Source organism: Nocardia xishanensis NBRC 101358 (genome assembly GCF_001613365.1).
GTDB classification, from domain to species: domain Bacteria; phylum Actinomycetota; class Actinomycetes; order Mycobacteriales; family Mycobacteriaceae; genus Nocardia; species Nocardia xishanensis.
On record NZ_BDCF01000008.1, the window covers coordinates 34,828 to 59,528 of the forward strand.

Consider the following 24,701-nt stretch of genomic DNA (forward strand, 5'->3'; position numbering starts at 1 on the left):
CGAGCTTGTTTCGGGTTCGGGCCTGTTGGTCAGTCAGTGCAGGCGTCGGTAGCGGTGAACCGCCGATAGGGCTTGGTCGAGCAGGTCAGGGACCTGCCGTGTCGCCTCGGCGTAGTCGGTGTCGGTCGGTTCGCCCGCCGTGTCTCGGCGGTGGGCGGCTTCGCTGGCCAGGTGCAGGACTTCCCGTTCTGCTTCGGCTTCCATGGTGCGTACCGCCTTGGTGGTAAGTGCTGTGGCGGCTTCCTCGGGGTGATCGCGTTCGGATTCGGCGTGGCGCCGCGTGGCCTCGGCCCATAGCCGAGACCCGGCACGCCGCGGCGAAACATTCCGAGAGGTGCTCCCCGGCTTCTTGTTTCACCTGGTCGAACGCGGGCCATTGTTCCTGACGGATCGGAGGGCGAAACCGCATGTGGCGGTGGCCGATACGGATCCGGCCAGTGGGCGGGCCCGGCTGTCGTATCAGCGGGCAGCGCAGTTGTTCGAGGAGAGCACCGTAGGGTTCACCGGCGGCCCGTTCACGCTGCACCAGCTGCGTCACTCCCGGTTGACCCACGCTGCGGAGGACGGCGCGCCGACGCCGATGCTGATGACGTTGTCGGGGCATACGTCGGTGCAGTCGCTGGCGAAGTACGCGCGGCCGGGGCCAAGGACGCGCTGCTTGTGTGGCGGGCCAGCACCGACCCGGCGGCCCGGCGCCGCCGCCGAATCCGCCAGGGGCGGCGTCGGGTTCCTCGGGCTGGTTAGTGCCCTCCGGCTGCGTCTTCGACGGCTGGCAGGGTCGCGAAGAACTGTGCCAGGATCTCGTTGTCGGCGTAGGCCAGCTCGGTCTGCGCGACGTCGGGGGCGGTGAACCAGGCCAGGGCCTGCCCCTCGGTGAGGTGGACGGCGTCGATGTCCAGGTCGGGCACGGTCGTCCAGAACGTGTGCTCGATCCCGAAATCGCAGTCGCGGGTGGCGAAGTGCTCGACCTGATTCGGGTCGAGCACCAGGCCCATCTCTTCCTTGATCTCGCGGAGGACGCACTCGGCGGTCGACTCACCGGCCTCGAGCATGCCGCCGGGCAGGGCCCAGCGGTTCGGGAACGGGATGTGGGGGAAGTCGTCGCGCAGATACATGACCACGGCGCGGCGGCTCGGATTGAACATGATGATCTGGGTGCCTTCCTTCGCCATGGCGAATTCCCTTCTCGATCAGCCGGTCAGAACCTAGCCATCTGCCTCTGGGCGCGTAATCAGCGCGAAGTATTCACCAAACGACTTCGTCAGGACGTCCAGCGCCGCCTTCCCTTTGACGTCGGTCGCTGCCGAGGGGCGTCCGATGATTCCGCTGGAGGTGTATGCCGACATGCCGAGCAGGTGCAGGTGCGAACGGTCGGACGCTTCGTGATCGGCATGCCGGAACGATGCCCGCACCAGTTCTGGTCTGGCATGCAGGAGAATCGACGTCTCGAGTTCGCCACCGTGCATGTCCTCGTGTGAGTCGCTGTCCATTCCGGCGGCTTCGCGCGCTCGGTTCCAATCGTCTCGGCCGGGATAGATCACGATGTTGCGGCCGCTGGTATTGGCCTCTTGGGCGATGTTTGCCAAGACGTAGTTGCCGCCGTGGGCGTTGACCATCACGAGGGTGTTGATTCCGGATCGGGCGAGTGAGCGCCTGATGTCGCTGATGACGGCGATCAGGGTGGCCGGGCTGAGGCTGACGGTTCCGGCGAATGTCTCGTGCTCGTGCGAACAGGAGATCGTCAGCGGCGGCAGCAGGAGTAGCGGATAGTTTTCGGCGAGCTGTCGCGCGATCAGGCAGGCGATGACGGTGTCGGTGATGAGCGGTAAATGGTCACCGTGTTGTTCGAAACTGCCGACAGGCAGCACCGCTATGCGGGCGCCGTCCTCGGCGACGTCGGTCGAACTGGCGGTGGTCATCAACTCCACTCGAGGCTCCTACCGTGACTGGCTCGTGCACGTTGCGCGGTGCGTACCTGGTGGGTCAACTCCCGCGCGGCACCGGTCTGGCCTGCCGTGTGCAGCACGGTCGCCGTGGTCCGCAGCTGACTGAGCGTGCGGTGTGATCCGGTGTCGGCGACGATGGTAGCCGCATAACCTGCGACTTCCACCGCATCCGACCACGAACCTACTCCTGCGTGAGCTGTGGACAATCGGGCCAGTCCCATTCCTAGGTCGCGGCGGCTGCCGGCACTCCAGTCGCTCATCCGCTGTTCCAGGATCGCCAGCGCCTTCTCGGGGCGGCCGAGTTCGATCCAGCAGTTCGCGGCCTCCATCGCCACATAGGCAGGTGAGCAATAGCCAGCGAGATCATCCGGATCCTCGGCTGGCTCGGCCGCTGCTTCCGCGGCCCTTGTGAGCGCATCGACGCACGCCACGACGTCGGCGCGCTCGCCTGATCGCGCGCGTACTGCATAGACGTTGGCCTGTTGGCGCAGCAGGACGGCGCGCTGTTGTGGAGTGAGGACGTCAGCACGCACCAGTGCTTTACTGATGAATTCTGTTGCGGTGGAGAGCTTCCCCGCGTCGGTGGCGATATTGGAGCTGCGCATCAACACGTAGGTGTGAAACTGGACATCGTTGGTGTCTTCGGCGTGTGCGAGGGCGATCCTGGACCAGGATTCTGCAGCTTCGAGATCCCCGCAGTCCTGCTGTAGCCAACCCAGCAGTTCGGCATAGCGACCCGCCACGTATCGCAGTCGACTACGTCCTCTGCTGCCGCTGCGGCTGGCGCCCAGCCGCTGGTCGATGAATGCGATGTCGCGCCGAACGACGGCGATCAGATCATGAGGCCCGGCCAGCTGGTCGCGAACCGAGTGCCCGGCCAACGTGGACAACATCGCATCAGCCAGTTGAACTTCCGTCGGCGCAGAGATTGCCGCGGCCAGCCGCTCTGGAAGCACAGTGTTCGATCGCGGCGGCGCAAGAGCCTGATCCTGCCGATCAGGCGGGAGTTCGAACCACAGCAGCAGCGGGGGAATTCTCAGAATGCGCGCGTACGCCGACAGAGTGTCCAGGTTGGTTACTCGCACGCGGCCTTGCTCGATCCGAGACAGGTGTCCTTGGGTTATCGACAGCCACCGCGCCATGTCCTCTTGGGCGATTCGTCGCCGCCCATGGTGGGGATGATGCCGGTAGGCCCGGATCGCCTTTCCGATGTCGCGGGCATCCAGCGCCTGGCGAAGTTCCCCGGACCACCATGCGTGATCAGGTAGCGGCGGCAGCCGATCGCCAGCAGCTACGCATCGGCCGCAGAGAAGTCCCGACGGCGCCTGCGCTGAACACCGCGGACACAGGTCAGGTGCTGCATCGAAAGCGACCATCACACACGCCCTTCCCCTGGTCAGCATGAGTATTCCTCGGATGCATAAAACCTATGCATATTCAGCGCTTCTGCGTTCGCTGGTCACGTCCCCAAAATCGTAGCCACCAGATCGACGCCAGGACGGCTCGATTCGCATGAAGGGGCGCTTGTATGAGCACTTCTCAGGGTCCGATCACTGTTCCGCTAGGAGCTCACGCGACCACCCGCAGACCACTACCTATACTCACCGCTGATCAGCAGGCCGCGCTCAATCCAGGTCTGCGACGGGTGATCGACTACCGCAAGAGCGGGCTGTCGGCGAACTGGATCATCGGCTGTCCGCTGGACTGCACCTACTGTGTCCGCCACACCTTCGATAACTTCGAGATGAAGGTGCCTCGACGGCTAATGGACGAGCAGGCTGCCGCCCGGATGCTGCTGCGCAACAAACACTTCCGGCCACACGTGACCCCGATACAGCTGCTCAATCGGGCGACCGATCCGATGCTGCCCGCGGTGAAGCCGCACACCCTCGAGATGCTGCGGCTGCTCGACGAGCAGGGCATCACCAACCACGTCCTGGTCATCACGCGGTGGCGGATCGAACCGGAAGACTGCGTCGTCCTCAACAGCTTCCACAACATTCGGCTGACCATCCTGGTCACGCACAGTGGAATTGAAGACGAGCGAATCGAACCGGTCGACTCCAACATCGCTGCGGCTTCGTTGCAGACCGCGTTTCATCACGCCGAGAACTACCGCGTGATCCTGTACTGGCGCCCGATCGTACCGGGGCTCAACGACTCCGACGCTCACCTGGACCGGGCGCGTGAACTCAGCCACTTCGCCCACGCCACCGTTTTTACTGGCCTGTTCTTCAAAGACCAGATCCGCGACTACTACCGGGACAACGGCCTGCCCGAGCTGTACGACGACAACCCCTCACGCAAGATTTTTCCCGAGCGACTCGAGCAGCGGATCCTGGCCGACCGTGCCGGATTCGGATCGCCGCTGTTCCGCAAGACGAGTTGCGGGGTGACCTTCGCGCACGGCGTCGCCGACTACAACGGACACTACGGCGTCCGAGAGCTGTGCGACATCTGCCCGGTCGCCCAAATCCAGCGATGCGCTGACGATTGGCGCCGCCCAAACGAGCCGTCGACCGCGACGTGGGTGCAGCGCCTCGGCGGCCAGATGCTGGAGATCACCGAACGCGCCGTGATTGTGGAGGGTCTCCCCGAAGGCCGACGGAATTTCCTCCAGCACAATCTCGGGTACCAGGTCAACGACATCGCGCGCCCACATCACATCGGCCGACATGGACGCGCGGACATCGGATGGACTCACTCTCAGGAGGCGGCACGATGATCGTTCCGGACACACTGCACGGCAAGAACCTCGCCGTCGTCGACGTCGAAGGCAACGGACAAACCCCGCCCGAGATCATCGAAATCTCGATCCTCGCGGTCTCGCGCGAGGCGGTCGTCGTCGAGGAGATGCGGTCATGGCTGATCCGCCCGACCCGCCCGATCACCCCAATCGTGACCCGCAAGGTCCACGGCATCACCAACGCCGACGTGGCCGATTGCCCCACCTGGTCGGAGGTATCGGAAGAGATCGAGACCGCGCTGACGGATCGAATTCTTGTCGCGCACAACGCCAATCTCGAACGGCGGGTGATCGCTGAGCACCTGCCGAGCTGGACTCCGCCGCTGGTGCTCGACACGCTGCGGCTGGCCAAGGCGGTGTGGCCGGGTCTCGGAGGGTACTCGCTGGAAAAGCTGGTTACCCATGCGGGACTGGACACCAGCGCGGTCGCCGACCAGGGCCATCACCGCGCCGGGTGGGACACCTGGGCGGCCTGGCAGTTGCTGGCGCGGCTGGTCGAGGAAGGCGAATTCGCCTGGGATGGCCTCGTGGCAGCGGCAGCGCCCGCGGAATTCGTGCCGCCGCGAGAGCCGCAAGGGCGGCTGTGGTGAGCACTGATTTCCTCCGCCCCGTCACTATCGCGGTGACGGGGACGCATTCGACCGGCAAGAGCACCTTCCTCCAGCGACTCGCCGACCGCCTGCACCGTGATCGCATCCAGGTGGCAGTCGTCGCCGATCTCGGCGCGGAGGCCATGGAGCGGGGGTTGCCGATCCTCGCGAACCACACCTGGGTATCGACCCTGTGGATTATCTCGCGCGGGATGTCGCTCGAGGTGCAGGCGTGGATGCAGGCAGACGTGGTCCTCGTCGACCGGCCGGTTTCGGATGCGCTCGGATATTACGAGGCGGCGTTGGAATGTCGAGGCCAGCAACCGAACCCGGCGAACATCTACCAACTCGAGGAGCTGGTAGTGCGGCACGCCCGCAACTACGACCTCGTTCTGCGCACGGTGCTCGACCCGACGATTCCATTGGACCTGAGCAAGCCGAGGGGCACCGATCTGGGGTTCCGGGCGCTCGCCGACCGGCACGTCGCGAAGGTCACCGAAAGACTCGGAATCGGACACGAACAGCTGCCCGCCGACGGGCACGATCGCGCCCTCGTCGAAGTGGCGGCCTTCATCAGGGGCCGCCTCGACAAGGTCGACGAATCCGACCGCTGACGGCGACATCGCGAGCTCGGGCGCCGACACGGCACCCGAGCGTCGGATCCCACTCCCGAACCTCGCACACAACGGAAGGTTAGCGATGTCCATCAATACATCACCCGCAGCAGCAAGTGGGCTCTTTGCGATCGGTGGCGAAGTTCCTGTCAACCGAATTGGCTACGGCTCAATGCAACTCACTGGCCCCGGCCACTGGGAGCGCTTTGCCGACTTCGGCGTAGCACGGCAGCTCCTTCGCCGTGCCGTCGATCTCGGCATCAATCACATCGACACTGCCGACGCCTACGGCCCGCATACCGTCGAAGTGCTGATTCGGAAAGCCCTGCACCCATACGGCGATGAGTTGGTCATCGCCACCAAGGGCGGCATGACCAGACAAGGACCCAACCTCTGGGCGCCCGTGGGTCGCCCCGAATACCTGCGCCAGTGCGTCGAAATGAGCCTGCGACGGCTGCACCTCGACCGCATCGACCTCTACTACCTGCATCGCATCGATCCCCAGGTCCCGCTCGAGGACCAGATCGGCGCCCTCGCCGACTTGCGCAACCAGGGCAAGATCCGCCACATCGGCCTATCCAAGGTCACCGTCTCCCAGATCGAAGCCGCACACAAGCTCACCCCGATCGCCGCTGTGCAGAACCGATTCAACGCCCTCGACGAGGGAAACCGCGCGGTGCTCGACTACTGCACCAAGGCCCGCATCGCGTTCGTTCCCTACGCGCCGCTGGCCGCCGGCGCCCTGGTGGAGTCACCCGACGCTGCGGTCCGCTCGCTCCGGTGGCTGCTGGACCAGTCGCCTGTCGTCCTGCCGATTCCCGGCACCACCTCGCTCCAACATCTCAAGCAGAACGCTGGCGCGGCCACCGACCGGCACGTCGCCTAACGGTGCTCGAACGACAAGATCACCGAGGGCCTTCGGCGGCATGCACGACGGCATTCTGCCGCGCGGCCGTAGGCCAGCTGCAGGGTGATCCGCAGGCGCGCCGCGCCCCACCGCAAGTGCAGGTGTGGCGGTACGCCAACTGGGCGGCATCGCGCGAAGCCGTCGAGCCGCCTGACTCATACAGGCCGCGTGTCTGTCAGAAATAGTCTTTAAGCATCTCGGTGGACCACCGGGCTTGCCGGACCTCTCCTCGGGGACCGAACTCCGCGAACCAGGGTTTGATGTCCAGGACGGGAGTGCCGTCGACGGCGTCCAATTCGGCCACGTGCAGATCGAGGCCGTCTACCCGTAGCAGCCTTGTTCGAGATACACCAAGCCAATTGAGGCGCCGCATGTTCCTATGGCCGAAGATGCCGACCTTGGGCCATTCCGGGTTGTCGCGTGCGCTGCGCGCACCGAAATGCAGATCCGTTTGGTCGGTCAGGTGGAAACGGAAGACTATTTCGAGGTGGCTGAATTCTTCCAAGCCTTGTACTGACTCTTCGGAGAACCGGCTGTCATCGATGCGAATGATGGACTGGGTTCCGCCCCAGTGATCGTCGGTCGGTTCACGGCGACCACCCACCACATGAGCAATCGGTACTACTTTAAACGCTTCGTCTGCCATACGGTTCCTGTCCTACTTCCCTGTTGTGGCGAGGTATTGCGCGGCCCGCTCGTTGATTTCTCGTACCCCTGCGATCGGCTGACCGAGGCGCGGTGCCACCGTTGCGCGGATGTCGCGGGCGACGTTGCGGGTGCGTGCGGACTGCACTCCTCCCATGACATCTAGCGCTGTTGTCCATGTGGCGCAGGCTTGTTCGAGTTGCCCGCTGCGGGCTTGTACGGTGCCAAGGTAGCCCAGCGTTACCGCATGTGTCCGGGTGAACGTTGTCGCCTTGCGCTTGCGGACACTGCGCTGGAATTGGTCAGCGGCACCGCTGAGGTCGCCCGCATCACGCAACGCGCACGCTGTTTCGTGCGCACCTCGAGCTGCTGCGCGCCGACTCGACCTGGCAGCCACCCGGCCTTGCTCGGCGTAGCGGACGGGCGGGCACGTAATGCCCTTCAGCGAGGTCGACCCGGGATTGGTCCGCACCGACATCCCGCAGTCGGCGCGGATCTGGAACGATTTCTCCGGACTAACAGCTCCGGGAATATGGTGTTCGGGTTGTCCCGCATTTCGGAGTCGCCAGGATCAACTCGCGTCGATCACCTCGTCGAGTGCTGCGCGTGCGACGCCGATGAACTCGTGGTGGGCAACCAGATAGTTGAGTCCGGTCGTCTCGGCTGCCCTGGCCCGTTCATGGGAGGTTCCCGCCGAAGCTGCATGTGCCTCACCATATTCTTGTACTTCCCGGACCAGAACACCCTGCACTCCAACCAACTTGTAGGCCGCTTCAGCAACGTCCGCTGGTCCTTCGAGCAAAACCTTGTTCCCAGCGTGCTCCGTCTCTTTGAACAGTTGCCTGATTTCCGCAACCCGGGCTTCTTGAACAGGCACCGGTTCGGGCGCGGCGCGGCGGTCACGGAAGTACTGCTGGTTGGTCCGATCTGCAGCGTTGAGGGCATCGAGGAAGTCGATGTAGGCAGACTGGCGGCGCTCGCGGCGCCACCGGAGATGCTCGATCCGTACTTCGAGAGCCTGGTTGCCCTTTTGAGTCAGCTCTTGCCGCGCCTGCTGCCGCTCCAAGGCAGCCTGTCGGCGGTTCTCGGTGCGGGCCGAAATGATGGCTGTGAGCGAAGCCCCGAGGGCAGTTCCCAAAACACCGACGACCGCAACAAGAACACTGATCATGATTCACCAGCATGCCAAAATCCGTTGCGATGCATGGGGAATCGTCGACACGTCGGGCAATACGACCCTGGCAGTGTCGTTGTTCAGATCGTTCACCTGCGCGGCCCGTACACCGTCGGCAGCGGGTTGAGATGCATACCGACGGCTACGCAGTGGTCGTCCGCGGATCGAACCCGAAACACGTCTTGCATCTGATCCTGTCGTTGGTCACCTGCCTGTTTTGGACGCCGGTGTGGGCGATCGTGCAGAAAAGAGCAGCGCGTGGTGCTCTCCATCGCACCGAGGGGCGGCTGGTCCGACAGCAGCAGTTCTGAAATAGCCGCTCATGCGGCGGCATTGCCTCACGATGTCCAGTTCCAGCCGGTCGGCAGTGGAGTCGACAGCGCGGTCACCACGAAACGTTCACCCGAGTTGGCCCCTCGTCACCGGCGCCGTGCGTGCGGAGTCGTCTGCCCCCGAGCCAATTCCATCGCCGCAGCACGTCGTGCTGGGTCCCGGGTGAACAGTGCGACAGGAATCGCGAGCACACCCGTAACCCGGCTAGCGCGTCGGCGCACTGCATAGGCCCGCACCGCACCAGCACAACCGCCACTGCACCAACCACCCCGCCGGGCGCCAGAGCCGCGACGACGGCGGCTGCCATCTCGTTCATCACGCCGCCTCCGCGCTGCCGAACGCACCGTGGCATGGGAAGCCGTCGAGCCGTGAAAGGGGCAGGTGCGGGGCAGCTACAGGTTCGCTGTGACTGACCTGATCCATCGTGGGCGACTCCAGAGTTCACCGGGGCAGCCGGAAGCAGCCTCGTTTCGAGGGGTATCTACTTCCAGGCCCGAGTAACCTCCGGCCGGAGAACACTGCGTCCTACCAATGCCGACAAATGCTCAGCCGCGCCCACGGCCCGCGAGTCGCGCACGGCACCTCTCATAACGCGCGGGAACGCCACTCGGCCAACTGCTCTCCGCACTCACAGCAGTACATGGCCGGGTTCAAGTACCACATGCCCGACCCTGTGATGTATTTCGTGGAGCACCTCGGTGAGGTGATCCACGAACTGTCCCACCATGTTCGTGCGGTACCGCTGCAGCCGGCAGGCCAGCTCGTGGAGTTGGCAGGTGAAGTAGGCGCGAGCGAATGAGGGCGGCGCAGTTGGAGGGCCAGGCGATAATGTGTTGCGCTGCTGATCGGCGCTGGCCAGGCTCAGGCGATGAGGGTATTCAGGGTGGCTGCCGACGATTGGCAGCTCGTGCGGGCTGTGCGTTTGGAAGCGTTGCGGGAAGCGCGGTTCGGTGTGTTCGGTTCGGCGTTCGAGGTCGCCTCGGCGTGGAGCGAGGGGCAGTGGCGGGACTGGATGGACCAGCAGGTGCTGTTCGTCGCCGAGGCAAACGATGTGCTAATCGGTTCGGCTGGCGGGCTCCTCGACAACGGGCAGCCCTCGCTGGTATCGGTGTGGGTCCATCCCAGCGCCCGCGGCACCGGCGTCGCGGATGCACTCGTCGGCGCCGTCGTCGACTGGGCACGCGCAGGCACGCATCGCCAGCTGCACCTGTGGGTCGTCGAGGACAACGATCCTGCTCGCGCGCTGTACACCCAGCACGGGTTCAACGAGACCGGTCAACGCAAGCAAGCGCTCGACGACCCCGACACCACCGAGATCGCGATGTCACTGCCACTGATCTCCGGCACCACCAGCCCGGTGAGTATCCGGCTGCGGCTGCTCGGGGCGGGCGACGAGCAGCAGTTTCTGTCGGTCCGCCAGCGCCTCCACGCCGACGGCTTCACCTTCGCCAAGGACTACAGCGGCCCCTGGGCTGCCTACCTGGATCGGCTCGACAGGGCTCGCCGCGGTATCGACCTCGATCCCGGTGCGGTGGCCAGCACGTTCCTGATGGCAGAGGACACTTCGGGGCAGATCATCGGCAGCAGCGATATCCGCCATGTACTCACCGAGCAGTTGATGCACTGGGGCGGCCATATCGGCTACGTCGTCGTCCCCGACCGACGAAGGCAAGGAGTCGCCACCGAAATCCTGCGCCAGACACTGCCTCTGGCAAAGGATCTCGGCATTAGCCACGCTCGGATGACTTGCCGTGCTGAGAATCTCGCCTCCCGCCGCGTCATCACCGCCTGCGGCAGTGAACTCGACGCGATCACCAGCGACGGAATCTGCCAGTACTGGCTTCCAACCTGAAGATCGCCGGGCGGTGGATGACGGAGAGGGGTGGCGTTCAAAGGGTGCGCGCTATGTGGATGTCGAACCGCGGGGTGAGGTTCCCCCGCTAATCCGGCGAGCTGCTCGGGCAACGCAGCGCAATTGATGACGGGTTGTTCGCGATTTTCCGCACCACCTGTGACATCTACCTCGGCCGCGGGCAACGCGTCGTACCGATCCTCGAGCCACGTCTATCGGCGCTGTCGGTGTCCTCGGCGCGCACCGCCACCATCACGCGGGCGAAGCTCGCGCGAGCCTACGCAAATGCTGGGCAATCGGATGAAGCTGCCCAGATGGCCCACGCAGCGTTGGACGATATCGAGCGGCTCGGGTCGCTGTCAGCGCTGAGCGAACTGCGCCGAGCACTACCGACGCTTCAGCGGTGGCGCGGCCGCGACGATGTCGGGGCTGTTGTCCGGCGGCTTAGGACTGGCGTTTGAGCTGCACGACCTCGAGGGCATCTTCCACGACCTGGCCATCCGGCCCGCGTGAGACCTTGTATACGCCAGCACCTTTCCGATCACTGACCGCAGCCACGAGTTCGGTACCGGAGAAATGCAGTCCGGCACCAGCATCGGTGGCGTACCCGATCGAAACGGGTCCAGAGGCGACGTACTCGTGGAACTGCTCGCGACGGTCTCCGTAGTGCACAGCATTCGCGAACGGGAGGAATCCCATGCCGTTGTCGAACGGTTGAACCTCGCCGTAGGAGTCGGTAGTTCCGGCCTGGAACCAGCACAACGAACCTGCTGATTCACCGCCCAGGACAACACCGCGCTCCCAGCAGTCGCGCAGAATCCGGTCGAGGCCGTGCGCGCGCCACACCGCGAGCAGATTCACCACGCTCCCCCGGTCGATCCAGACAACATCCTGGTTGTTCAGGTGCTCGGATAGGTCGGAGATGTTCGGCTTGTCGAACAAGCTGACGTGGCTGGTGTCGACACCGCTGGTTGCGAAGGCGGCATGGAACGCTTCGATGCTCGTCGGTCGGTCACCAGTACCCGTGGAAAGGATGCACAAGAGGGGCCGCGACGCCACCCTCGTCAGTTCGAAGGCGTACTGGAAGATCGGAGAAGGGCTGCCAGCGGGCGCGAGCCCGGTTGAATCCCATCGAAGTTGCCAAGATCGTGGGGCTATCCGCGGGCATGGTGTCCACCTACTGTCGTGCGAGCGAAGTCGGAACAGGCCGGTTCAAGCAGGCTATCAACCTGCGGCCGTCCTCCTCGATCCTGTTGCCAGCGTATCTGAGTTCATGATGCGCTGGCCCGGTGATGTGGGTGGCGGCGCGGTGATCCACCAGCGGGGTGAACGAGTTTGGGCTGCGGGCCGCCGCAATGCTCTGTCGCAACGATGTGAATGGTGGTCCCAGTAGCGGAGTCATCCACGCCCTTTCGCACTGCGCTGTGACGGTCGGCGCCGGGGCGCTGACCGGATCCACCAGCGAGTCGACCCGTCGGTGGGGTGGACGCGGCATTCCCTGCTGACGCACGCTGAAGAGGACGGCGCCCACACCGATGCCCGTGAAGCTGTCCCGACACGCCTCGATAGAACGCTTCGAACAACGCCTGGCGGGCGGGCAAGAGCCGCGCCGCCCGCAGGACGCCAGGAACCGCGACATTTCGCGCCGAAAAGCGCTGAGCAAATCGCCTTTCCGGTCGTACCGTGGACAGGGTGAGCATCGTCTCGGACTACGAGCAGCTGATCGCTGACCAGACTCGCGTACTGGGGGCTGACCATCGTGACACCCTGACCAGCCTGCGCCGACTGGCCGAATTCCACTTCGACTGCCGCGATTTCGCCGGCGCGGCCGCCAGCTACGAGCAACTACACGCCGCCCGAGTACGCATTCTCGGCGCCGATCACGAGGAGACGTTGATCATGCTTTCCAACATGGCCACCTCCCGCGCCATGATGGGTGACTACACCGCAGCCATCGCCGATTACCTGCAGGTGTACGACGGGCGAGCAAATGTGCTCGGACCCGACAACCCGGACACATTGCGAACACTGGACATGCTGGCCGATACCCGGTCATCCGCCGGAGACCACGAGGGCGCCGCCGCCGACTTCCAGCAACTGCTCGACACGCGCAACCGAGTGCTCGGCCCGGATCACGAAGACACCCTGAGGACCCGCGGTGACCTCATCCACCAACAGAGCCAGCTGATCACAGCACAACAGCAGACGCCAGACAGAAAGTAGACGATTAGCCTGCCCGAAACACCTGGAACGCCCACGGCCGGTCGGCGGCGCACGAGGCCAACCCGCGGCACCCCTGCGACTGATGGCGAGTTGAAACGCGGCGACCCCTATACCCTGGCGAAGCTGTGCAACCGGCGGGCGCCGTGCATGGGGTCAACGAGTTCGTTCACGATCTCCGCCCAGTCGTGGTCGGCGGGAGGGATGTGGACGGGTCAGCTGTTCGAGCTCTGAAGTGCCCGGTTGGACAATGGCAGAGGCCCGATGCGGTTGCGTAACCGCATGCTCCCCACCGGACCGGTTCGGGAGCGGAATCGGACGAATCTTGCTCCAGCGCGCGAGTCCTTCGGATTCAAGTCGAACGGTAATGCCGCTAGGCCGTCACGTCTTTCATGGTCGCGCACTCGCTTCGTCAGACAAGCGACTTGAGGTAGGCACGGTTGCCCGGGCTGTCTTTGTAGATTGAGAAGCTGGTTGTCCGGTTGTATCCGCAGCTCTCATACAGGTGATGTGCGGCTGATTGTTTACTACCGCAATCGAGAATGGCAGCCCGATAGCCGTCTGATCGCGCCTGACTCTCCAGCTCCGCCAGGAGTCCGCGCGCGATGCCGCTTCGACGAAACCCTGGCTCGACATACATTCGTTTGACTTCAGCTGTTAAACCAGTGGAATCGTCGATATGGTTCCTATATCCTCCGCACGCTACCGGAGAACCCGCCAGGTAGGCGACAACGAAGGTCCCCCGGCGCACGGGATCGAACTCGTCAGGAGACACAGGCGTCTGGTCGGGGTGTCCGTACAACTCGGCGTTGAAAGCGTTTGCCTTCGCGATCAACAACTCCGCGTCCGAAGACTGATAGGGCACGGTCACGAGTGCGACGGTCTGCGGTGGTGCCGATGAAGATTGCATGTATCCAGACTTAGCAGATGAAGGCGTTCGTAGGCTCTTCTAGGCTCGCGAAGAGGTCACGTACCGAAGCAGTCTTGCGGTGCGGACGAAGCTCCGTTCTGATCGTCGCGATGAGATTTCGGCAGCGCACAGACCCAACTATCGGCAACATCGGCAAAACTCTGTTCGCCTCATAACAGGCCAGTTCAAGATCCTGCTGACTTCCCTGGGCCCGAGCGTGCGCCAGAGCGAGCGATAGCCCGTACAGGACGCGATCACGAGAGGTTTCGTCTCCGAGCTGGGCTAGGCCGTTGGCGAGTTTCGATTCTGCTTGCCGGATGTCTCCAAGCTGCAGGAAGCACCGTCCTGCTTCGCTCGTGAGGACTGTTTCGTCCATCCAATAGGTCCAGGCAGGATCGTTTTCGTGGTGCCCACGCGCAACGCCGTCGTGTGCGCGATCAAGCGCGGCAGAAGCCTCGCGTGCCATGCCAGCGGTCGCGAAGGCGCGGGCCTCGCGCATCGCGATCAACGCCCGCACCCGTGGAGTTGCCGTGCCGCGCAGCTGTCTTGTCACCGTGCTCATGATTGCGACAGCATCGTGCGGACGGTTCCGCCAGGTTTGTTGAAAGGCGATGCAGCTTAGTATCAGCGCGCCGAGCTGCCGGTCGCCGGAGGCTGCGGCGGCACGCAAGCCCAACAGATACATTCGCTGTGCGATTCCGTGACGGCCCAGGTCAAACCCTAACCAGCCGGCTAGTTGCGCCATCTGGCCCACCACTGACAGCAGCCGTCTTCCGATTCCGGCCTCGTAAGAGGACTCCGCCAGCATGTCGCTGGCCAGACTCAAGCGGTGGGTTACGGTACGCAAGACCAGTTCACCGCCGTGGCCATCGTCCAATCGCCGCAACTGCGACAAGTCCTGCTCAAGGTAGGCAATCAGATCGTGAGTTATGCCTCCGGCGGACGTTGAGCGGGTGCGGTCCGCCGCTAGCGAGTGACTTGCCGATGCCCACCCGTTCGCAATGGTGCTCAGTTCGCCACCCGAAACTGCGAAGAACGTCCGGGAGCCCGGGCCGATTTGGCATTCGCTGAGTAGTGTCAGCGTCTCATCCGGAGACCAAGGCGCCTGCGCAATCCCAGAGATCGAAGGCAGCCAGACCTCCGTTCCGTGATTCCTGCCGGGCCAGAGTTGGTCGACGGTGACGACCTTGCCGCGGGCCTCCGTCAGGATTCCGGCGACGACAGCGGGCAGTGGATCTCGCGGTACCGTTCCTCGGTCGCGCCACGCGAACGGAGTTTTGGCGTGCACTCGCCGGTCGGGCGGCACAACACGATTGACTGCTCGAGCCAGCTCGTATGGAGACCAGCCGATCTCATTGAGAAGTCGACGGAGCGCATCGTTGGAGCGCCTTTCGCTCATCCTGTCATCGTACTGAGCGCTGGGCGCCTGACGAGCGATCGTCGGAACGACAGCAGGAAGTCGACGAAATACTCCACTGCCGCTGGCGCATACGACGACGTACGACATCAAACGTCGTATATCTCCGCCACCGCAGCTGGTTGTCTGAATCCGCGCCCGGAGAACAACTCTCCATTCCCGTTCAGGAGTTGTTTCAGGGGCCGGGCGCACCTACAGCCCTCGATTCACCGGAGGTTCGGCCACAATGTCACGCCGAGAACTGCCGAAACGGGCCGCGCTCGTAGGCCCCCCGTGCCCGGTCTCCTGTGCCGCCACAGCCGAGCTGCTCACGCGCTACAACTGCGCGCTCCAGGCATGGGACGGCCCCAACGAGGACCGCTTGAGCCGCCCGCTCGCCGAGGTCGTGGACGGCTCAGCAGCGACGACCGAGCCAGCGGCGTCCATCCGGCTGGTGCCGGTGGATTTCGTCGAAGCCAGGAATCGGTTCTACCAACAGATCCGCGGGCTGACAGCTTCCGCCGATCTCGACCACATCCACTCCTTCATGCCGACCGACACCACCGCTCCGGTGGGTACCAGTCGGGGGCGCTGAGATGTGGTTCGGATACGCACAAGCGGAACTGTTGCCCGAGCGTCGGGCTCGGGTTGCCGTCCGGCAGGCGATGGTCGAGTACGCGACATATTTCGGTTTCGGTTCTGGTGAGCTGTTCGTCGAGCCGACCGCACCCGAACAGGTGCTGCGCGCGATGCTCGCAGAGACCGACCGCCGCGACCCTGCAGCCTCGACGATGCCACGGCTCGAGCAGCTCGCCGTGTCCTGGGACATCGACCTCGGGCGAGTGTTCGCCGCTGATTCTCCTCGCACACAAGTGTTGTGGCACGTCATGGAGACCATCGAAGGCGCCGGAGGCGGCCACTTGATCGTGCCATCCCGCGAGCATCTCACCCGGCTCGGCCCGTCGGGAAACGCGGTGATTCAACGACTGACACGAATGCCGCAGGCGCACATTTACTTCCTCGACACCGCCGCCTCGACCGATCGTCAGTCCGCCGGCGAGGAACTGCCAGTACCCGCGGACACTTCGCGCCGCGGTGAGCAGATCTTGGTGGAATCTCGCGTGGGCGCGATTCCCGCCGTCACCAGGTTGGACATGGTCGCCGAGCTGACCCGCCGCCGCGAGTCGTCACGGGTGGATGCCGTCGACGCGCTGTATGTGGCACTGATCGACGATGCCAACGCCGCGGCCGCAGCCGTCGGGCAGCTCGGGTTCGGATCCGGCGGCAACGACGGGATGATCCGGCTGATACTCCGCGACGATGGTCGACTGGTGGTCGAGCTCGAAGAGATGCGCCACCGCAACGACGACCCGTCTCCGAAGCTGACCGCGTTGGCCGAGCACACCGAACGTTTCACCGAACGCGATCGCACGATCACCCGCTGCACACTGGCCGCCCTGGACACGCCAACGGTGAATCCCCGACCGGTCGAATGCCTCGGGAGCCGGTCATGAGCGAGGCGAGGCCGGTCGGACCGGTGAAGCCGATGCGATCACCACAGATCCGGATCAACGTGTCCGCCTCGGAAGTGGTGCTGGCACCGGAGCATCTGCTGGCCGCGATTTCCGGGCATCTCGATGACGGGTCGGCCTTGGTCGGGTGGGCGCGTGAGCTCGGTGATCTGCACGCCGCGCTGTTGCCGGGCTGTCGGGATCCTGGCCTGCAGCCAGCCGATTTCGAGGAAGCCGCGCTGCGCGAGCAGATCGTGCGCGTCATCACCGACATCGACTCCTGGGCGGTGTTTCATCTGCCACGCCCCACCGGCGCGCGCAGGCACACCCACTCCTTCGGTGAGGTGATCAGCCACGTCGCGCAGAACTTCGCCGCGGCCTGGTGGACGATCCGCCACACCAACGACGAGCAGCTGCGCCACGAAGCGTGGTTCCACCTAGCCCAAATCCGCGAAGGCTACAGCGATCTCGTCACCGACATCCACGCCCGCTGCGTCGAACTGCCGCTGGGATGGCGCGGCATCACCCCAACCCCCTGACTACCGGAGGAGTAACGCTCACAGTGGATTCTGATGCCCTGCACCTGAGTGGGCTTCCCCAGGCCAAAGACTGGATCAGCCAGTTCGCCACCCACCGGCCGCTCCAGCGCAGCCTCGGCGACGCCATCAAAGCCCTGTGGCGGTGGGCGCTGAACTTGGTGGTCGCCCGGCCACGGCCGCGGCCGCGGGCGCATTTGCCGGTGTGGTTCTTCATGCTCGCCGCGAACCTTGTCGATGACCACGCACGCCGCGCCGCGACCGAGGACCCGAACGAGCAGACGCGCATCGACCGGCGCATCGCGTTCGCGGTTCGTCGCATCGACATCGAGTCCGCCGCGATCGTCCAAAAACCTGCTGCGGAGGTCGGGTTGGGTGCGCTGGTCTCGCAGATGGCGCGGTGCTGGATCGGCTATGCCGCCCGTCCTGGCGACCAGACCGCCTTGACCGCGACGCTCGCGGCTCAGCGCGCCTACAGCGACCGCGTCGAGCAGCTGGCCCAGCTGCTGTCGGGAGGAACCTGGTGACCCCAGATTGGCATGACCAGCTACCGAGCGCGCGCGTCCTGTGGCGTGCGCTGCGCACGCCGGTGTTCGATCCCAGCGACTACGCCCACCCGCAGGTGGTGGCCGCCGCGGTCGGGCTGCTCGATGCCCACCACCGCCACGACACAGCCCTCGGTCAGCTGACACGAATGTCCCAGGCCAGCACAGAGTTCGGGAACGGCGAGTGGCGGGTGGTCACCGACTTCTTCGCCGACGCCAGCCGCGACATCCGCGCCCTGATCGCCCGCGTCGATACCGTCGTGCACCACCAGGTGCTCGCCCTCGGGATCGACTTCTCCGAGGCCGCGGTGCACCCGTGCGGGATCGGGACCGTGCTCTCGCGCCACACGCGCCGTTGGGCTCTGGCGACCGCGGACAACGGTGAGCTGGTGCCTTCCTCGACCGCACTGGGAATTCTCGTTGAGGAAGCGCGCGTCTACAACCGCTTGGTCAAGCAGGTAATCACCGGACGGGTGCGTCTGCCCGCGCCCGCCCATCAGGCTCGGATACTGCCATGAGAAGCCTGTTGCCGCGCAAGCCGCCACCACCTCCGTCACCGCCGATCGCCCTCGGCTACATCAACACCCGGCTCCTGTCAAGGTCGAACATCGCGCTGATCGGTGCCCGGATGCGTCACCGCGCCGAAGGGTGGGGATATGCCTGGGGCGGAACCTATCTCGATCACCGCCCCAGCAGTGACACCGTCGGCGCACTGATCCGCCGCGCCGCCCGCGACCCCGACATCTGGGCGATCGTCGTCCCCGACAATGCCCACCTGCCCGCTGGACGAGCTGTGCTGTGCACCGGAACCACCCTGGTCCGGGTAGTCGACGTCGGCAGCAACGACGGCGCCCCTCGCCCACCACAACAGATCCCGGCCTACCCCTGACCCACCCCCCGCCCGCGACACCGACCGACGACTCTCTCCCCCGTGAAGGATTCCCTGTGACTTCTGTGTTTTCGTTGTCGTTTCCGTTCGGCGCCGATGCCGGTGGTTGCTGTATCGCCGGTCGCGTGACGAGGGCCGGTGAGCATGGCCCTGATGTCGCTGCCCGACATGAACCGGTTGCTCGCGGTGTGGGACGGTTCGCTGCCATCGGCGACATCACTGGAACATGCAACCTGCGTCATGCTCACCATGTGGGCGAGCTACCTCGATCCCGCGAACCTCGGCGACCGGCAGCCAGACGGCCTCGCCAGTGAAGCGACCGGCCTGCAACGCGACATCGCACGTGTGATCGACGACGAAGTGACCTGGCATCTGGGCAACCGGCCCGACGCGGTGATCCTCGTCGAGGACGACCTCGAGCTCGTCACCGTGGGTGATTTGGTGGGTCGGATCACCATGCTGGTCGTGTTCCTCGACCAATGGCCGCCGCAGCAAGGCGAATGCCCCGCCGGCCCGGCCTTCCTGGAGTTCGGTCGACGATACGACGCGCTGACAGGCGCGCTCGTTGCCCGTGATCGTCGCCAGCCTCGCCGCCGCTCCCACGGTGCGCCGCCGATCGCACAACCACGCCGTCTCGAGCTGGGTATCGGCCCTCGGGCAGGGAAACGGGCGAGGTGATGTTCGAGAACTGCCATACTCCCGATGATGTCGTGTGCGTCTATCGCGCGCTCGGGTTCACCGTGACCTGCGTGGGCGGACGCGTCGCGCTGATTGCCACCCCGCGGCTGGGTGGGGTCGCTGTGCCTTCCTACCTCGCCCACGGCGTGCGTAGCGGGCTCGACGTCGACGCCACCCCGACCACGACGCTGGTCATCGGCCGGTCGCGGTCCGGCCCCGAAACCGAGCAGATATTTCTCGTCGGACCAGCGGCCGGGCGCCGGTTCACCAGTCACGTGCTGGACCAACTCGATGACGCTGGCGTGCGGATCCTCGATGTCGGTCAACGGATTTGGTTACCGATGACCGATTCCTCGATCGGCTGGAAGTGGCTGGGGACCCAGCCGAGCCTCGGCATCCGCCTGCCCTCGGCCACCAGCGTGCTCACCGCCGCACACGACCTACTCCTGGCAACGCGGCGCGGCACCCTTCCCTGACACCGCGATTCTCTCTCCCTGCCTCAATCCCTCAGCAGTTTCAGAAGATTCCGAGAGGAGGACTTCCGCAGTGACCGTCAACCGCAGCAACGACCCCGCCGCCTCCGAACCCGGCGAGGACCAGCAGCTGCTCACCGCCGCAACAGTTCGCTCCCACGTCGCGCTCGTCCTCGACACCGATCCTCGGTGAACGTCGCCGTATACCGAGAAACTATCCCGCCCAACACAACCCGTATGCCTGACCAGGAGTTCCACACTATGCGTTTGCGTTTCGTCTTGACCGTCTTGGCCTGCTCGGCCATCACCGTCGTCATCGGCGAGCTGATCACCACGATCACCCGCCGACGCGCGCTCACCGACACCTCCAACGTCCTCAGCGGCTACGGCACCGACCACCGCTGCTGAGCCACAGCCACCGAACTCCATTCACCACCCGCTTTTCCCCAACCCAATCCCCACCAATTTGGAGGAACCCCATGGAAACCGGCACCGTCAGATGGTTCGACGAGGCCAAGGGCTTCGGATTCATCGCCAGCGACACCGGCGGCGGGGACGTCTTCGTCCACCACTCCGAAATCCAGGCCGAGGGCTGGCGTTCCCTCCAGCCAGAACAACGCGTCCAGTTCGTCCGAGGCGAGGGTCGGAAAGGTCCCGCCGCACAGCAGGTTGTGCCGCTGTGAACCTCGATCAACACCGCCCCGACTGTGTGCTGGGTGCTGCGGACACCGGCGCTCGCGGCCCCGTCTCCGCGGCCCGCGGCCGTTTGCTGCGTGCGGCGACCGAGTTGCTGTTGACCCGCGGCTACGCCGACACCAACGTCGACAGGATCTGCCGAGCTGCCGGGACCAGTCGCAGCAGCTTCGCCCACTACTTCGGCCGCAAACGCCACATCGCTCATGAGGTCGCCGACACCCTCGCCACCCGTACGACCCACCGCGTCGCGCGGACCGTCGCCCGCGACACCGACCACCTCATCACCATCCTGGCGATCTGGGCGAGTGTGCTGGTGACCCGACCCGGATGGGTGTCGCTGGAACTCGCCCTGGCCGCCCTCGACGACACCAGCCGCACCGAGGTCAGCGACCGGGTCGCGGTCATCGGTGATGCGGTCACCGAACTGATCACCGCCACAGTCAGTTTCGATACTTCCGGGCCGGGGATCGATGTCGACCTGGTGGTGTCGTTCCTGTTGACCGCGGTCATTGGCATGGCCGTGCAACACGACAACGGTATCGACACAACGATCTCCGGCATCAGACCCCAGATCGAGCTCATCCTGCGCGCTGCCCAACCCAGCTGACACCGGAACGAACTGCTGCACAACACCTTCCGTCGAGCAATTCGTTCTACCAGCCTCCCGACGTGACACGACGCCGCCGCGACCACCACCCATCAGGAACACCATTATGGACACCACCGAAACCGACCTTTCTGCCCGCCAGAGCAAGCACCCAAACATCACCGACGCGCTGTTGAGCGAAACGGCGGCCCTGACGATCCCGACCAGCGCTGATCTCGAACACCTGCACGCGACGCTGTCCGGCTTGCGCGCCGAACTCGACCGGGTGGTCACCCGGCCTTGCCCGGCGTAGCGGACGGGGAGACAAGCAGTGGCTTACAGCGAGGTCGACCCGTTATGGGTCCGCGCCGATATCCCGCAGTCGGCGCGGATCTGGAACTACTGGATGGGCGGCAAGGACTACTACGAGATCGATCGCATCGTCGGCGAGGAATGCCGCGCGATCTACCCCGACGTCACCGCCATCGCCCGCCAGTCCCAGCAGTTCCTCGCCCGCACCGTCATCTACCTCACCGCCGAGGCCGGGGTGCGGCAGTTCATCGACATCGGCTGCGGCCTGCCCGCGCTCTACAACACCCACTCGATCGCTCAGGGGATCGCACCGGAATCCCGAATCGTCTATGTCGATCACGACCCGCTGGTGCTGACCCACGCACGCGCGATGCTGACCAGCACCACTCCAGAAGGGTTCACCTTCCCCCTCGACGTCGACTTCCACGACACCGACCGGATGCTCGCCGACTCAAAAATAGTGCTGGACTTCGGCAAACCTATTGCGGTGATGTTCATGGGAGTACTCGGCTACGCGAAAAACTACGACCTAGCGCGGCAGATCGTGCGCACCGTCACCGACCTCGTCCCCTCGGGCAGCTACCTCGCGCTGTGGGACGGCACCGACGACCACCCCGACTACATCCGAATGTGTGAGCACTACAACCGATCCGGCGCAGTGCCCTACACACCCCGCACCCGCCAGCAATTCCACAAACTGTTCGACGGTTGGGAGTTCGTCGACCCCGGCCTCGTAGCGATCAACCAGTGGAGACCCCCATCCACCGAAATCGGGCAGGCGACACCGCTACCCGCTTGCGGCGCGCTCGCACATCTCCCCGCCCGATGAGTCCAGGCGACCGAATGACGAACAGACCAGCGCGGCGGATGACGACGTTGCTCGCGCGATTCGGCCGTGCAGTGATGGCCGACCACCCCCGCTACCGCGGCCCGAACAGAGAACTCACCGACGACGACGAAGTCGATCGGCACACACTGCCGCCATGGATGTGGCCCGACTCGCCCCGATCGAACAACGCAACCCCAACCACATCAACCACACCCGAGGAATCTCCCCGGCAGTGACGGCGTCGCGCCGAAATACGTTTCCCACCCAGCATTTCGTTCCCACATGCCCTGAAAGGAGTCATCGACCATGCCGGAGGTTGTACTCGAGTCTTCCGCTGAGCAGCGACCCGATCCCGCCCGTTCCTGCATCTTCTGCCGTCCCGCGGATCCAGAGATGAACACCGTCCTGGCCCGTAGCCGTCGCTGGTACGCCCGCTGGGACAACTTCCCCGCCCAACCAGGCCACCTCAAGCTCGTCCCCTTCCGCCACATCCCGTCGTTCTTCGACCTCACCAGCCAGGAAATGCACGACCTGCGCGCCATCGCGCGCTCCGCGCGATCACTGCTCCACGACCGGTTCCGACCCGACGGCTACACCATCGGAATCAACGACGGTCAAGCCGCCGGAGCCAGCATCACCCACCTGCACATCCACATCATCCCCCGCTGGCACGGCGACCTCCCCAACCCTCGTGGCGGCATCCGCCGACTGTTCCCCCACTGCGACGACGCACTCGACCAAGCCGCAGCAGCAACACCCGATGCCCGACCGGCCGAGGCGAACAGCCCCACAGACGAGCACCGATGATCCCGACCGAACCCAGCGATCACCCGTCGCGGTGCTTCCCAACGGGCAATCACCCCGGGGCTGCGACGATGCACGCCGGGAGCCGATGCGGGCGGCACTGTGCAGCAATGGCATCCGGGGAGCATCGAACAGCAACTCATCACAGAGACTTTCGAACAGCCGCCGGACGCCTACTCATCACCCTCGGTCGGCGACTGACCGGCGATCCGACACGACCGCGCGAGTGCGACTCCCCACCGCCCGGGTTCACGATGGGCGAACGTGGCACCGTGGCCGTGCTGATCGACGCCGACAACGCATCGCCCACGAGAATCGGCGCCGTGCTCAAAGCGGTCGACTGCTACGGTATCGCCCACATCAAACGCGCCTACGGAGACTGGAGCCGACCACACCTGAGCGGATGGCGCGCGCCGATGCTCGCCTACTCGATCCGACCCATGCACCACCCGAACTGGACCACCGGCAAGAACTCGACCGATCTCGCCATGACCGTGGACGCGATGGATCTGCTCCACACCGGCAACGTCGCCTCGTTCGTCCTGGTGACCAGCGACGCCGACTTCACCGGACTAGCGATGCGTATCCGTGAATCCGGGTTGCCGCGTCTACGGATTCGGCGAGGCCAAAACCCCGAAACCGTTCATCACCGCATGCCACCAGTTCACCGACATCATCGAACTCACAACCGCCACCCGCAAAACCCCCGACCAGCTAATCGTCAGCCCACTCCGACGAACGGCGCTGCACCGGACCCACTCCAGCTCGACCCGAATGTCATCGCCGCGCGCTACGCGCCGCGGTCGACCACGCGGCCGACGGCGACGGATGGGCTCACCTCGGCGCCGTGGGAGATGTCCTCAAAACCCATCACGGCATCACAGCGAAAAGCTACGGGCCCAGCAAATTCGGGGATTTCGTCAAAGCAAGCGCTCTGTTCGAGATTCGGAAACGTAGCCCCGGCAACGGCAAACCGAAAGTCACCTACATCCGCAACAAGCCCCATGCCTAGGCTCCAACCGCTGCCGGAGCGCCGCGCCCCGAAACGCGGGAGCAATCAGTAGAACACGGTGTGCTGATCAGGGTGCAGCCAGTGCTGGTGCATCATACTGATCTGGCTTTCCAGGATGCGCGTAGTCGACAAGGGAGGCAGCTGATCGATTCGAAACCAGCCGATGTCGAGGGTTTCCAGCGGGTCTGGGGTGCCGCTGTCATCGACGACATCGCATAGGAAGTACATCTTCAACGCTGAACAGCAGCCGCGGCTGGTGTCCTTGGATGTCGCGGTCCAGTGCGGCGACGAGCTTGCGGGCACGCACGACAAGGCCCGCTTCTTCTCGCACTTCCTTCTCGACGGCCTGGGCGGTGGATTCGCCCGCGTCGCACCATCCCCCGGGTGGTGCCCACCGCTGGTCTTGGCGGTCCTGGATCAGCAGGATGCGGCCGAGGGCGTCGAACACACCGGCTCGGACATCGACCTTGGGGGTGCTGTAGCCGGTCTCGGCAGCG

Annotated in this window: 34 protein-coding genes; 22 read left to right on the forward strand and 12 right to left on the reverse strand. The window is 64.8% G+C overall.

Annotated elements, in window-relative coordinates:
• Positions 1 to 33: 33 nt before the first annotated feature.
• Positions 34 to 204 carry a hypothetical protein gene (locus NX1_RS36050; protein ID WP_157119602.1) on the reverse strand — a complete coding sequence of 57 codons (171 nt, stop codon included), beginning with the start codon at positions 202 to 204 and terminating at the stop codon, positions 34 to 36.
• Between the two features lie 211 nt (positions 205 to 415).
• Here NX1_RS36050 and NX1_RS35175 point away from each other — a divergent pair, with 211 nt between their 5' ends.
• Complete coding sequence (locus NX1_RS35175) at positions 416 to 850, forward strand: tyrosine-type recombinase/integrase (RefSeq protein ID WP_245668390.1); 435 nt, start codon at positions 416 to 418, stop codon at positions 848 to 850.
• Here NX1_RS35175 and NX1_RS08170 read toward each other — a convergent pair.
• The 3 genes from NX1_RS08170 to NX1_RS08180 are packed head-to-tail and all read right to left on the reverse strand — an operon-like array spanning position 741 to position 3,349.
• Entirely contained in the window at positions 741 to 1,172 is a 432-nt protein-coding gene (locus tag NX1_RS08170; protein WP_068056250.1) for an NUDIX hydrolase, read from the reverse strand. The genes NX1_RS35175 and NX1_RS08170 overlap by 110 nt on opposite strands.
• Before the next feature lie 33 nt (positions 1,173 to 1,205).
• Positions 1,206 to 1,919, reverse strand: a complete 714-nt coding sequence (locus NX1_RS08175) for a creatininase family protein (protein ID WP_218024092.1) — start codon at positions 1,917 to 1,919, stop codon at positions 1,206 to 1,208.
• Positions 1,919 to 3,349 carry a helix-turn-helix domain-containing protein gene (locus NX1_RS08180; RefSeq protein WP_157119603.1) on the reverse strand — a complete coding sequence of 477 codons (1,431 nt, stop codon included), beginning with the start codon at positions 3,347 to 3,349 and terminating at the stop codon, positions 1,919 to 1,921. Before NX1_RS08180 ends, NX1_RS08175 begins: the two co-directional genes overlap by 1 nt.
• 125 nt (positions 3,350 to 3,474) lie before the next feature.
• Here NX1_RS08180 and NX1_RS08185 point away from each other — a divergent pair, with 125 nt between their 5' ends.
• The 4 genes from NX1_RS08185 (at position 3,475) to NX1_RS08200 (ending at position 6,782) form a co-directional block, all read left to right on the forward strand.
• Entirely contained in the window at positions 3,475 to 4,671 is a 1,197-nt protein-coding gene (locus NX1_RS08185) for a radical SAM protein (RefSeq protein ID WP_084501230.1), read from the forward strand.
• Complete coding sequence (locus NX1_RS08190; RefSeq protein WP_068056255.1) at positions 4,668 to 5,282, forward strand: 3'-5' exonuclease; 615 nt, start codon at positions 4,668 to 4,670, stop codon at positions 5,280 to 5,282. Before NX1_RS08185 ends, NX1_RS08190 begins: the two co-directional genes overlap by 4 nt.
• Positions 5,279 to 5,896 carry an AAA family ATPase gene (locus NX1_RS08195; RefSeq protein ID WP_169812197.1) on the forward strand — a complete coding sequence of 206 codons (618 nt, stop codon included), beginning with the start codon at positions 5,279 to 5,281 and terminating at the stop codon, positions 5,894 to 5,896. Before NX1_RS08190 ends, NX1_RS08195 begins: the two co-directional genes overlap by 4 nt.
• Before the next feature lie 85 nt (positions 5,897 to 5,981).
• Positions 5,982 to 6,782, forward strand: coding sequence for an aldo/keto reductase (locus tag NX1_RS08200; protein WP_068056259.1), 801 nt, complete (start codon positions 5,982 to 5,984; stop codon positions 6,780 to 6,782).
• Positions 6,783 to 6,978: 196 nt separating this feature from the next.
• Here NX1_RS08200 and NX1_RS08205 read toward each other — a convergent pair whose 3' ends face one another.
• The 3 genes from NX1_RS08205 to NX1_RS08210 form a co-directional block, all read right to left on the reverse strand.
• Entirely contained in the window at positions 6,979 to 7,449 is a 471-nt protein-coding gene (locus tag NX1_RS08205; protein WP_068056260.1) for an SAM-dependent methyltransferase, read from the reverse strand.
• Positions 7,450 to 7,461: 12 nt separating this feature from the next.
• Complete coding sequence (locus NX1_RS38855) at positions 7,462 to 7,926, reverse strand: NsdA family TPR-like regulatory protein (protein WP_507762097.1); 465 nt, start codon at positions 7,924 to 7,926, stop codon at positions 7,462 to 7,464.
• A gap of 93 nt (positions 7,927 to 8,019) precedes the next feature.
• Positions 8,020 to 8,619 carry a hypothetical protein gene (locus tag NX1_RS08210; protein ID WP_068056261.1) on the reverse strand — a complete coding sequence of 200 codons (600 nt, stop codon included), beginning with the start codon at positions 8,617 to 8,619 and terminating at the stop codon, positions 8,020 to 8,022.
• 1,204 nt (positions 8,620 to 9,823) lie between these two features.
• Between NX1_RS08210 and NX1_RS35180 the strand changes: the two genes are divergently transcribed.
• Complete coding sequence (locus tag NX1_RS35180; protein WP_084501233.1) at positions 9,824 to 10,807, forward strand: GNAT family N-acetyltransferase; 984 nt, start codon at positions 9,824 to 9,826, stop codon at positions 10,805 to 10,807.
• 444 nt (positions 10,808 to 11,251) lie between these two features.
• Here the strand turns inward: NX1_RS35180 and NX1_RS08230 are convergent, their stop codons facing one another.
• Positions 11,252 to 11,866 (reverse strand): Type 1 glutamine amidotransferase-like domain-containing protein, encoded by a 615-nt coding sequence (locus tag NX1_RS08230; RefSeq protein WP_218024079.1) that lies wholly within the window; start codon positions 11,864 to 11,866, stop codon positions 11,252 to 11,254.
• A gap of 633 nt (positions 11,867 to 12,499) precedes the next feature.
• Here NX1_RS08230 and NX1_RS08235 point away from each other — a divergent pair.
• On the forward strand, positions 12,500 to 13,030 hold the full coding sequence (locus NX1_RS08235; protein ID WP_169812198.1) for a tetratricopeptide repeat protein: 531 nt from the start codon (positions 12,500 to 12,502) through the stop codon (positions 13,028 to 13,030).
• A 409-nt stretch (positions 13,031 to 13,439) separates the two neighbouring features.
• Here the strand turns inward: NX1_RS08235 and NX1_RS35185 are convergent, their stop codons facing one another.
• The gene (locus NX1_RS35185) at positions 13,440 to 13,898 is read right to left on the reverse strand and encodes a GNAT family N-acetyltransferase (RefSeq protein ID WP_169812199.1); all 459 of its coding nucleotides are present in this window, start codon (positions 13,896 to 13,898) and stop codon (positions 13,440 to 13,442) included.
• Between the two features lie 49 nt (positions 13,899 to 13,947).
• Positions 13,948 to 15,336 (reverse strand): NsdA family TPR-like regulatory protein, encoded by a 1,389-nt coding sequence (locus NX1_RS08240; RefSeq protein WP_157119605.1) that lies wholly within the window; start codon positions 15,334 to 15,336, stop codon positions 13,948 to 13,950.
• 244 nt (positions 15,337 to 15,580) lie between these two features.
• Between NX1_RS08240 and NX1_RS08245 the strand changes: the two genes are divergently transcribed.
• The 15 genes from NX1_RS08245 to NX1_RS38800 all read left to right on the forward strand — a co-directional run bounded on the left by NX1_RS08245 (position 15,581) and on the right by NX1_RS38800 (position 24,256).
• A complete protein-coding gene (locus NX1_RS08245) occupies positions 15,581 to 15,928 on the forward strand; it encodes a hypothetical protein (protein ID WP_068056270.1) in 348 nt (115 codons plus the stop codon).
• 1 nt (position 15,929) lies between these two features.
• Positions 15,930 to 16,847, forward strand: a complete 918-nt coding sequence (locus NX1_RS08250; protein WP_068056272.1) for a hypothetical protein — start codon at positions 15,930 to 15,932, stop codon at positions 16,845 to 16,847.
• Complete coding sequence (locus NX1_RS08255; RefSeq protein ID WP_068056274.1) at positions 16,844 to 17,383, forward strand: hypothetical protein; 540 nt, start codon at positions 16,844 to 16,846, stop codon at positions 17,381 to 17,383. Before NX1_RS08250 ends, NX1_RS08255 begins: the two co-directional genes overlap by 4 nt.
• 23 nt (positions 17,384 to 17,406) lie before the next feature.
• Positions 17,407 to 17,907 carry a hypothetical protein gene (locus NX1_RS08260; protein ID WP_068056279.1) on the forward strand — a complete coding sequence of 167 codons (501 nt, stop codon included), beginning with the start codon at positions 17,407 to 17,409 and terminating at the stop codon, positions 17,905 to 17,907.
• Positions 17,904 to 18,443, forward strand: coding sequence for a hypothetical protein (locus NX1_RS08265; RefSeq protein ID WP_068056280.1), 540 nt, complete (start codon positions 17,904 to 17,906; stop codon positions 18,441 to 18,443). Before NX1_RS08260 ends, NX1_RS08265 begins: the two co-directional genes overlap by 4 nt.
• The gene (locus NX1_RS08270; RefSeq protein WP_157119606.1) at positions 18,440 to 18,814 is read left to right on the forward strand and encodes a hypothetical protein; all 375 of its coding nucleotides are present in this window, start codon (positions 18,440 to 18,442) and stop codon (positions 18,812 to 18,814) included. The genes NX1_RS08265 and NX1_RS08270 overlap by 4 nt, the downstream gene beginning before the upstream one ends.
• Positions 18,815 to 18,967: 153 nt before the next feature.
• Positions 18,968 to 19,492: a hypothetical protein gene (locus NX1_RS08275; RefSeq protein ID WP_157119607.1), complete on the forward strand. Its 525-nt coding sequence runs from the start codon at positions 18,968 to 18,970 to the stop codon at positions 19,490 to 19,492.
• Positions 19,489 to 19,968: a hypothetical protein gene (locus NX1_RS08280; protein WP_157119608.1), complete on the forward strand. Its 480-nt coding sequence runs from the start codon at positions 19,489 to 19,491 to the stop codon at positions 19,966 to 19,968. The genes NX1_RS08275 and NX1_RS08280 overlap by 4 nt, the downstream gene beginning before the upstream one ends.
• 258 nt (positions 19,969 to 20,226) lie before the next feature.
• Positions 20,227 to 20,373, forward strand: a complete 147-nt coding sequence (locus NX1_RS36055) for a hypothetical protein (RefSeq protein ID WP_157119609.1) — start codon at positions 20,227 to 20,229, stop codon at positions 20,371 to 20,373.
• Positions 20,374 to 20,444: 71 nt separating this feature from the next.
• The gene (locus tag NX1_RS36845; RefSeq protein WP_068056287.1) at positions 20,445 to 20,648 is read left to right on the forward strand and encodes a cold-shock protein; all 204 of its coding nucleotides are present in this window, start codon (positions 20,445 to 20,447) and stop codon (positions 20,646 to 20,648) included.
• A complete protein-coding gene (locus tag NX1_RS08290) occupies positions 20,645 to 21,268 on the forward strand; it encodes a TetR/AcrR family transcriptional regulator (protein ID WP_068056289.1) in 624 nt (207 codons plus the stop codon). Before NX1_RS36845 ends, NX1_RS08290 begins: the two co-directional genes overlap by 4 nt.
• A 106-nt stretch (positions 21,269 to 21,374) precedes the next feature.
• The gene (locus tag NX1_RS08295) at positions 21,375 to 21,560 is read left to right on the forward strand and encodes a hypothetical protein (protein ID WP_068056291.1); all 186 of its coding nucleotides are present in this window, start codon (positions 21,375 to 21,377) and stop codon (positions 21,558 to 21,560) included.
• Between the two features lie 18 nt (positions 21,561 to 21,578).
• On the forward strand, positions 21,579 to 22,388 hold the full coding sequence (locus tag NX1_RS08300) for an SAM-dependent methyltransferase (protein WP_068056293.1): 810 nt from the start codon (positions 21,579 to 21,581) through the stop codon (positions 22,386 to 22,388).
• A 306-nt stretch (positions 22,389 to 22,694) separates the two neighbouring features.
• Positions 22,695 to 23,195: an HIT family protein gene (locus NX1_RS08305; RefSeq protein ID WP_068056296.1), complete on the forward strand. Its 501-nt coding sequence runs from the start codon at positions 22,695 to 22,697 to the stop codon at positions 23,193 to 23,195.
• Positions 23,196 to 23,464: 269 nt separating this feature from the next.
• Positions 23,465 to 24,256, forward strand: coding sequence for an NYN domain-containing protein (locus tag NX1_RS38800; protein WP_218024080.1), 792 nt, complete (start codon positions 23,465 to 23,467; stop codon positions 24,254 to 24,256).
• Here NX1_RS38800 and NX1_RS36060 read toward each other — a convergent pair.
• Both NX1_RS36060 and NX1_RS38655 read right to left on the reverse strand, forming a co-directional pair.
• Entirely contained in the window at positions 24,250 to 24,438 is a 189-nt protein-coding gene (locus NX1_RS36060) for an NUDIX hydrolase (protein ID WP_157119610.1), read from the reverse strand. The genes NX1_RS38800 and NX1_RS36060 overlap by 7 nt on opposite strands.
• A complete protein-coding gene (locus tag NX1_RS38655) occupies positions 24,404 to 24,652 on the reverse strand; it encodes an NUDIX domain-containing protein (RefSeq protein WP_169812200.1) in 249 nt (82 codons plus the stop codon). The genes NX1_RS36060 and NX1_RS38655 overlap by 35 nt, the downstream gene beginning before the upstream one ends.
• Between the last annotated feature and the right edge of the window lie 49 nt (positions 24,653 to 24,701).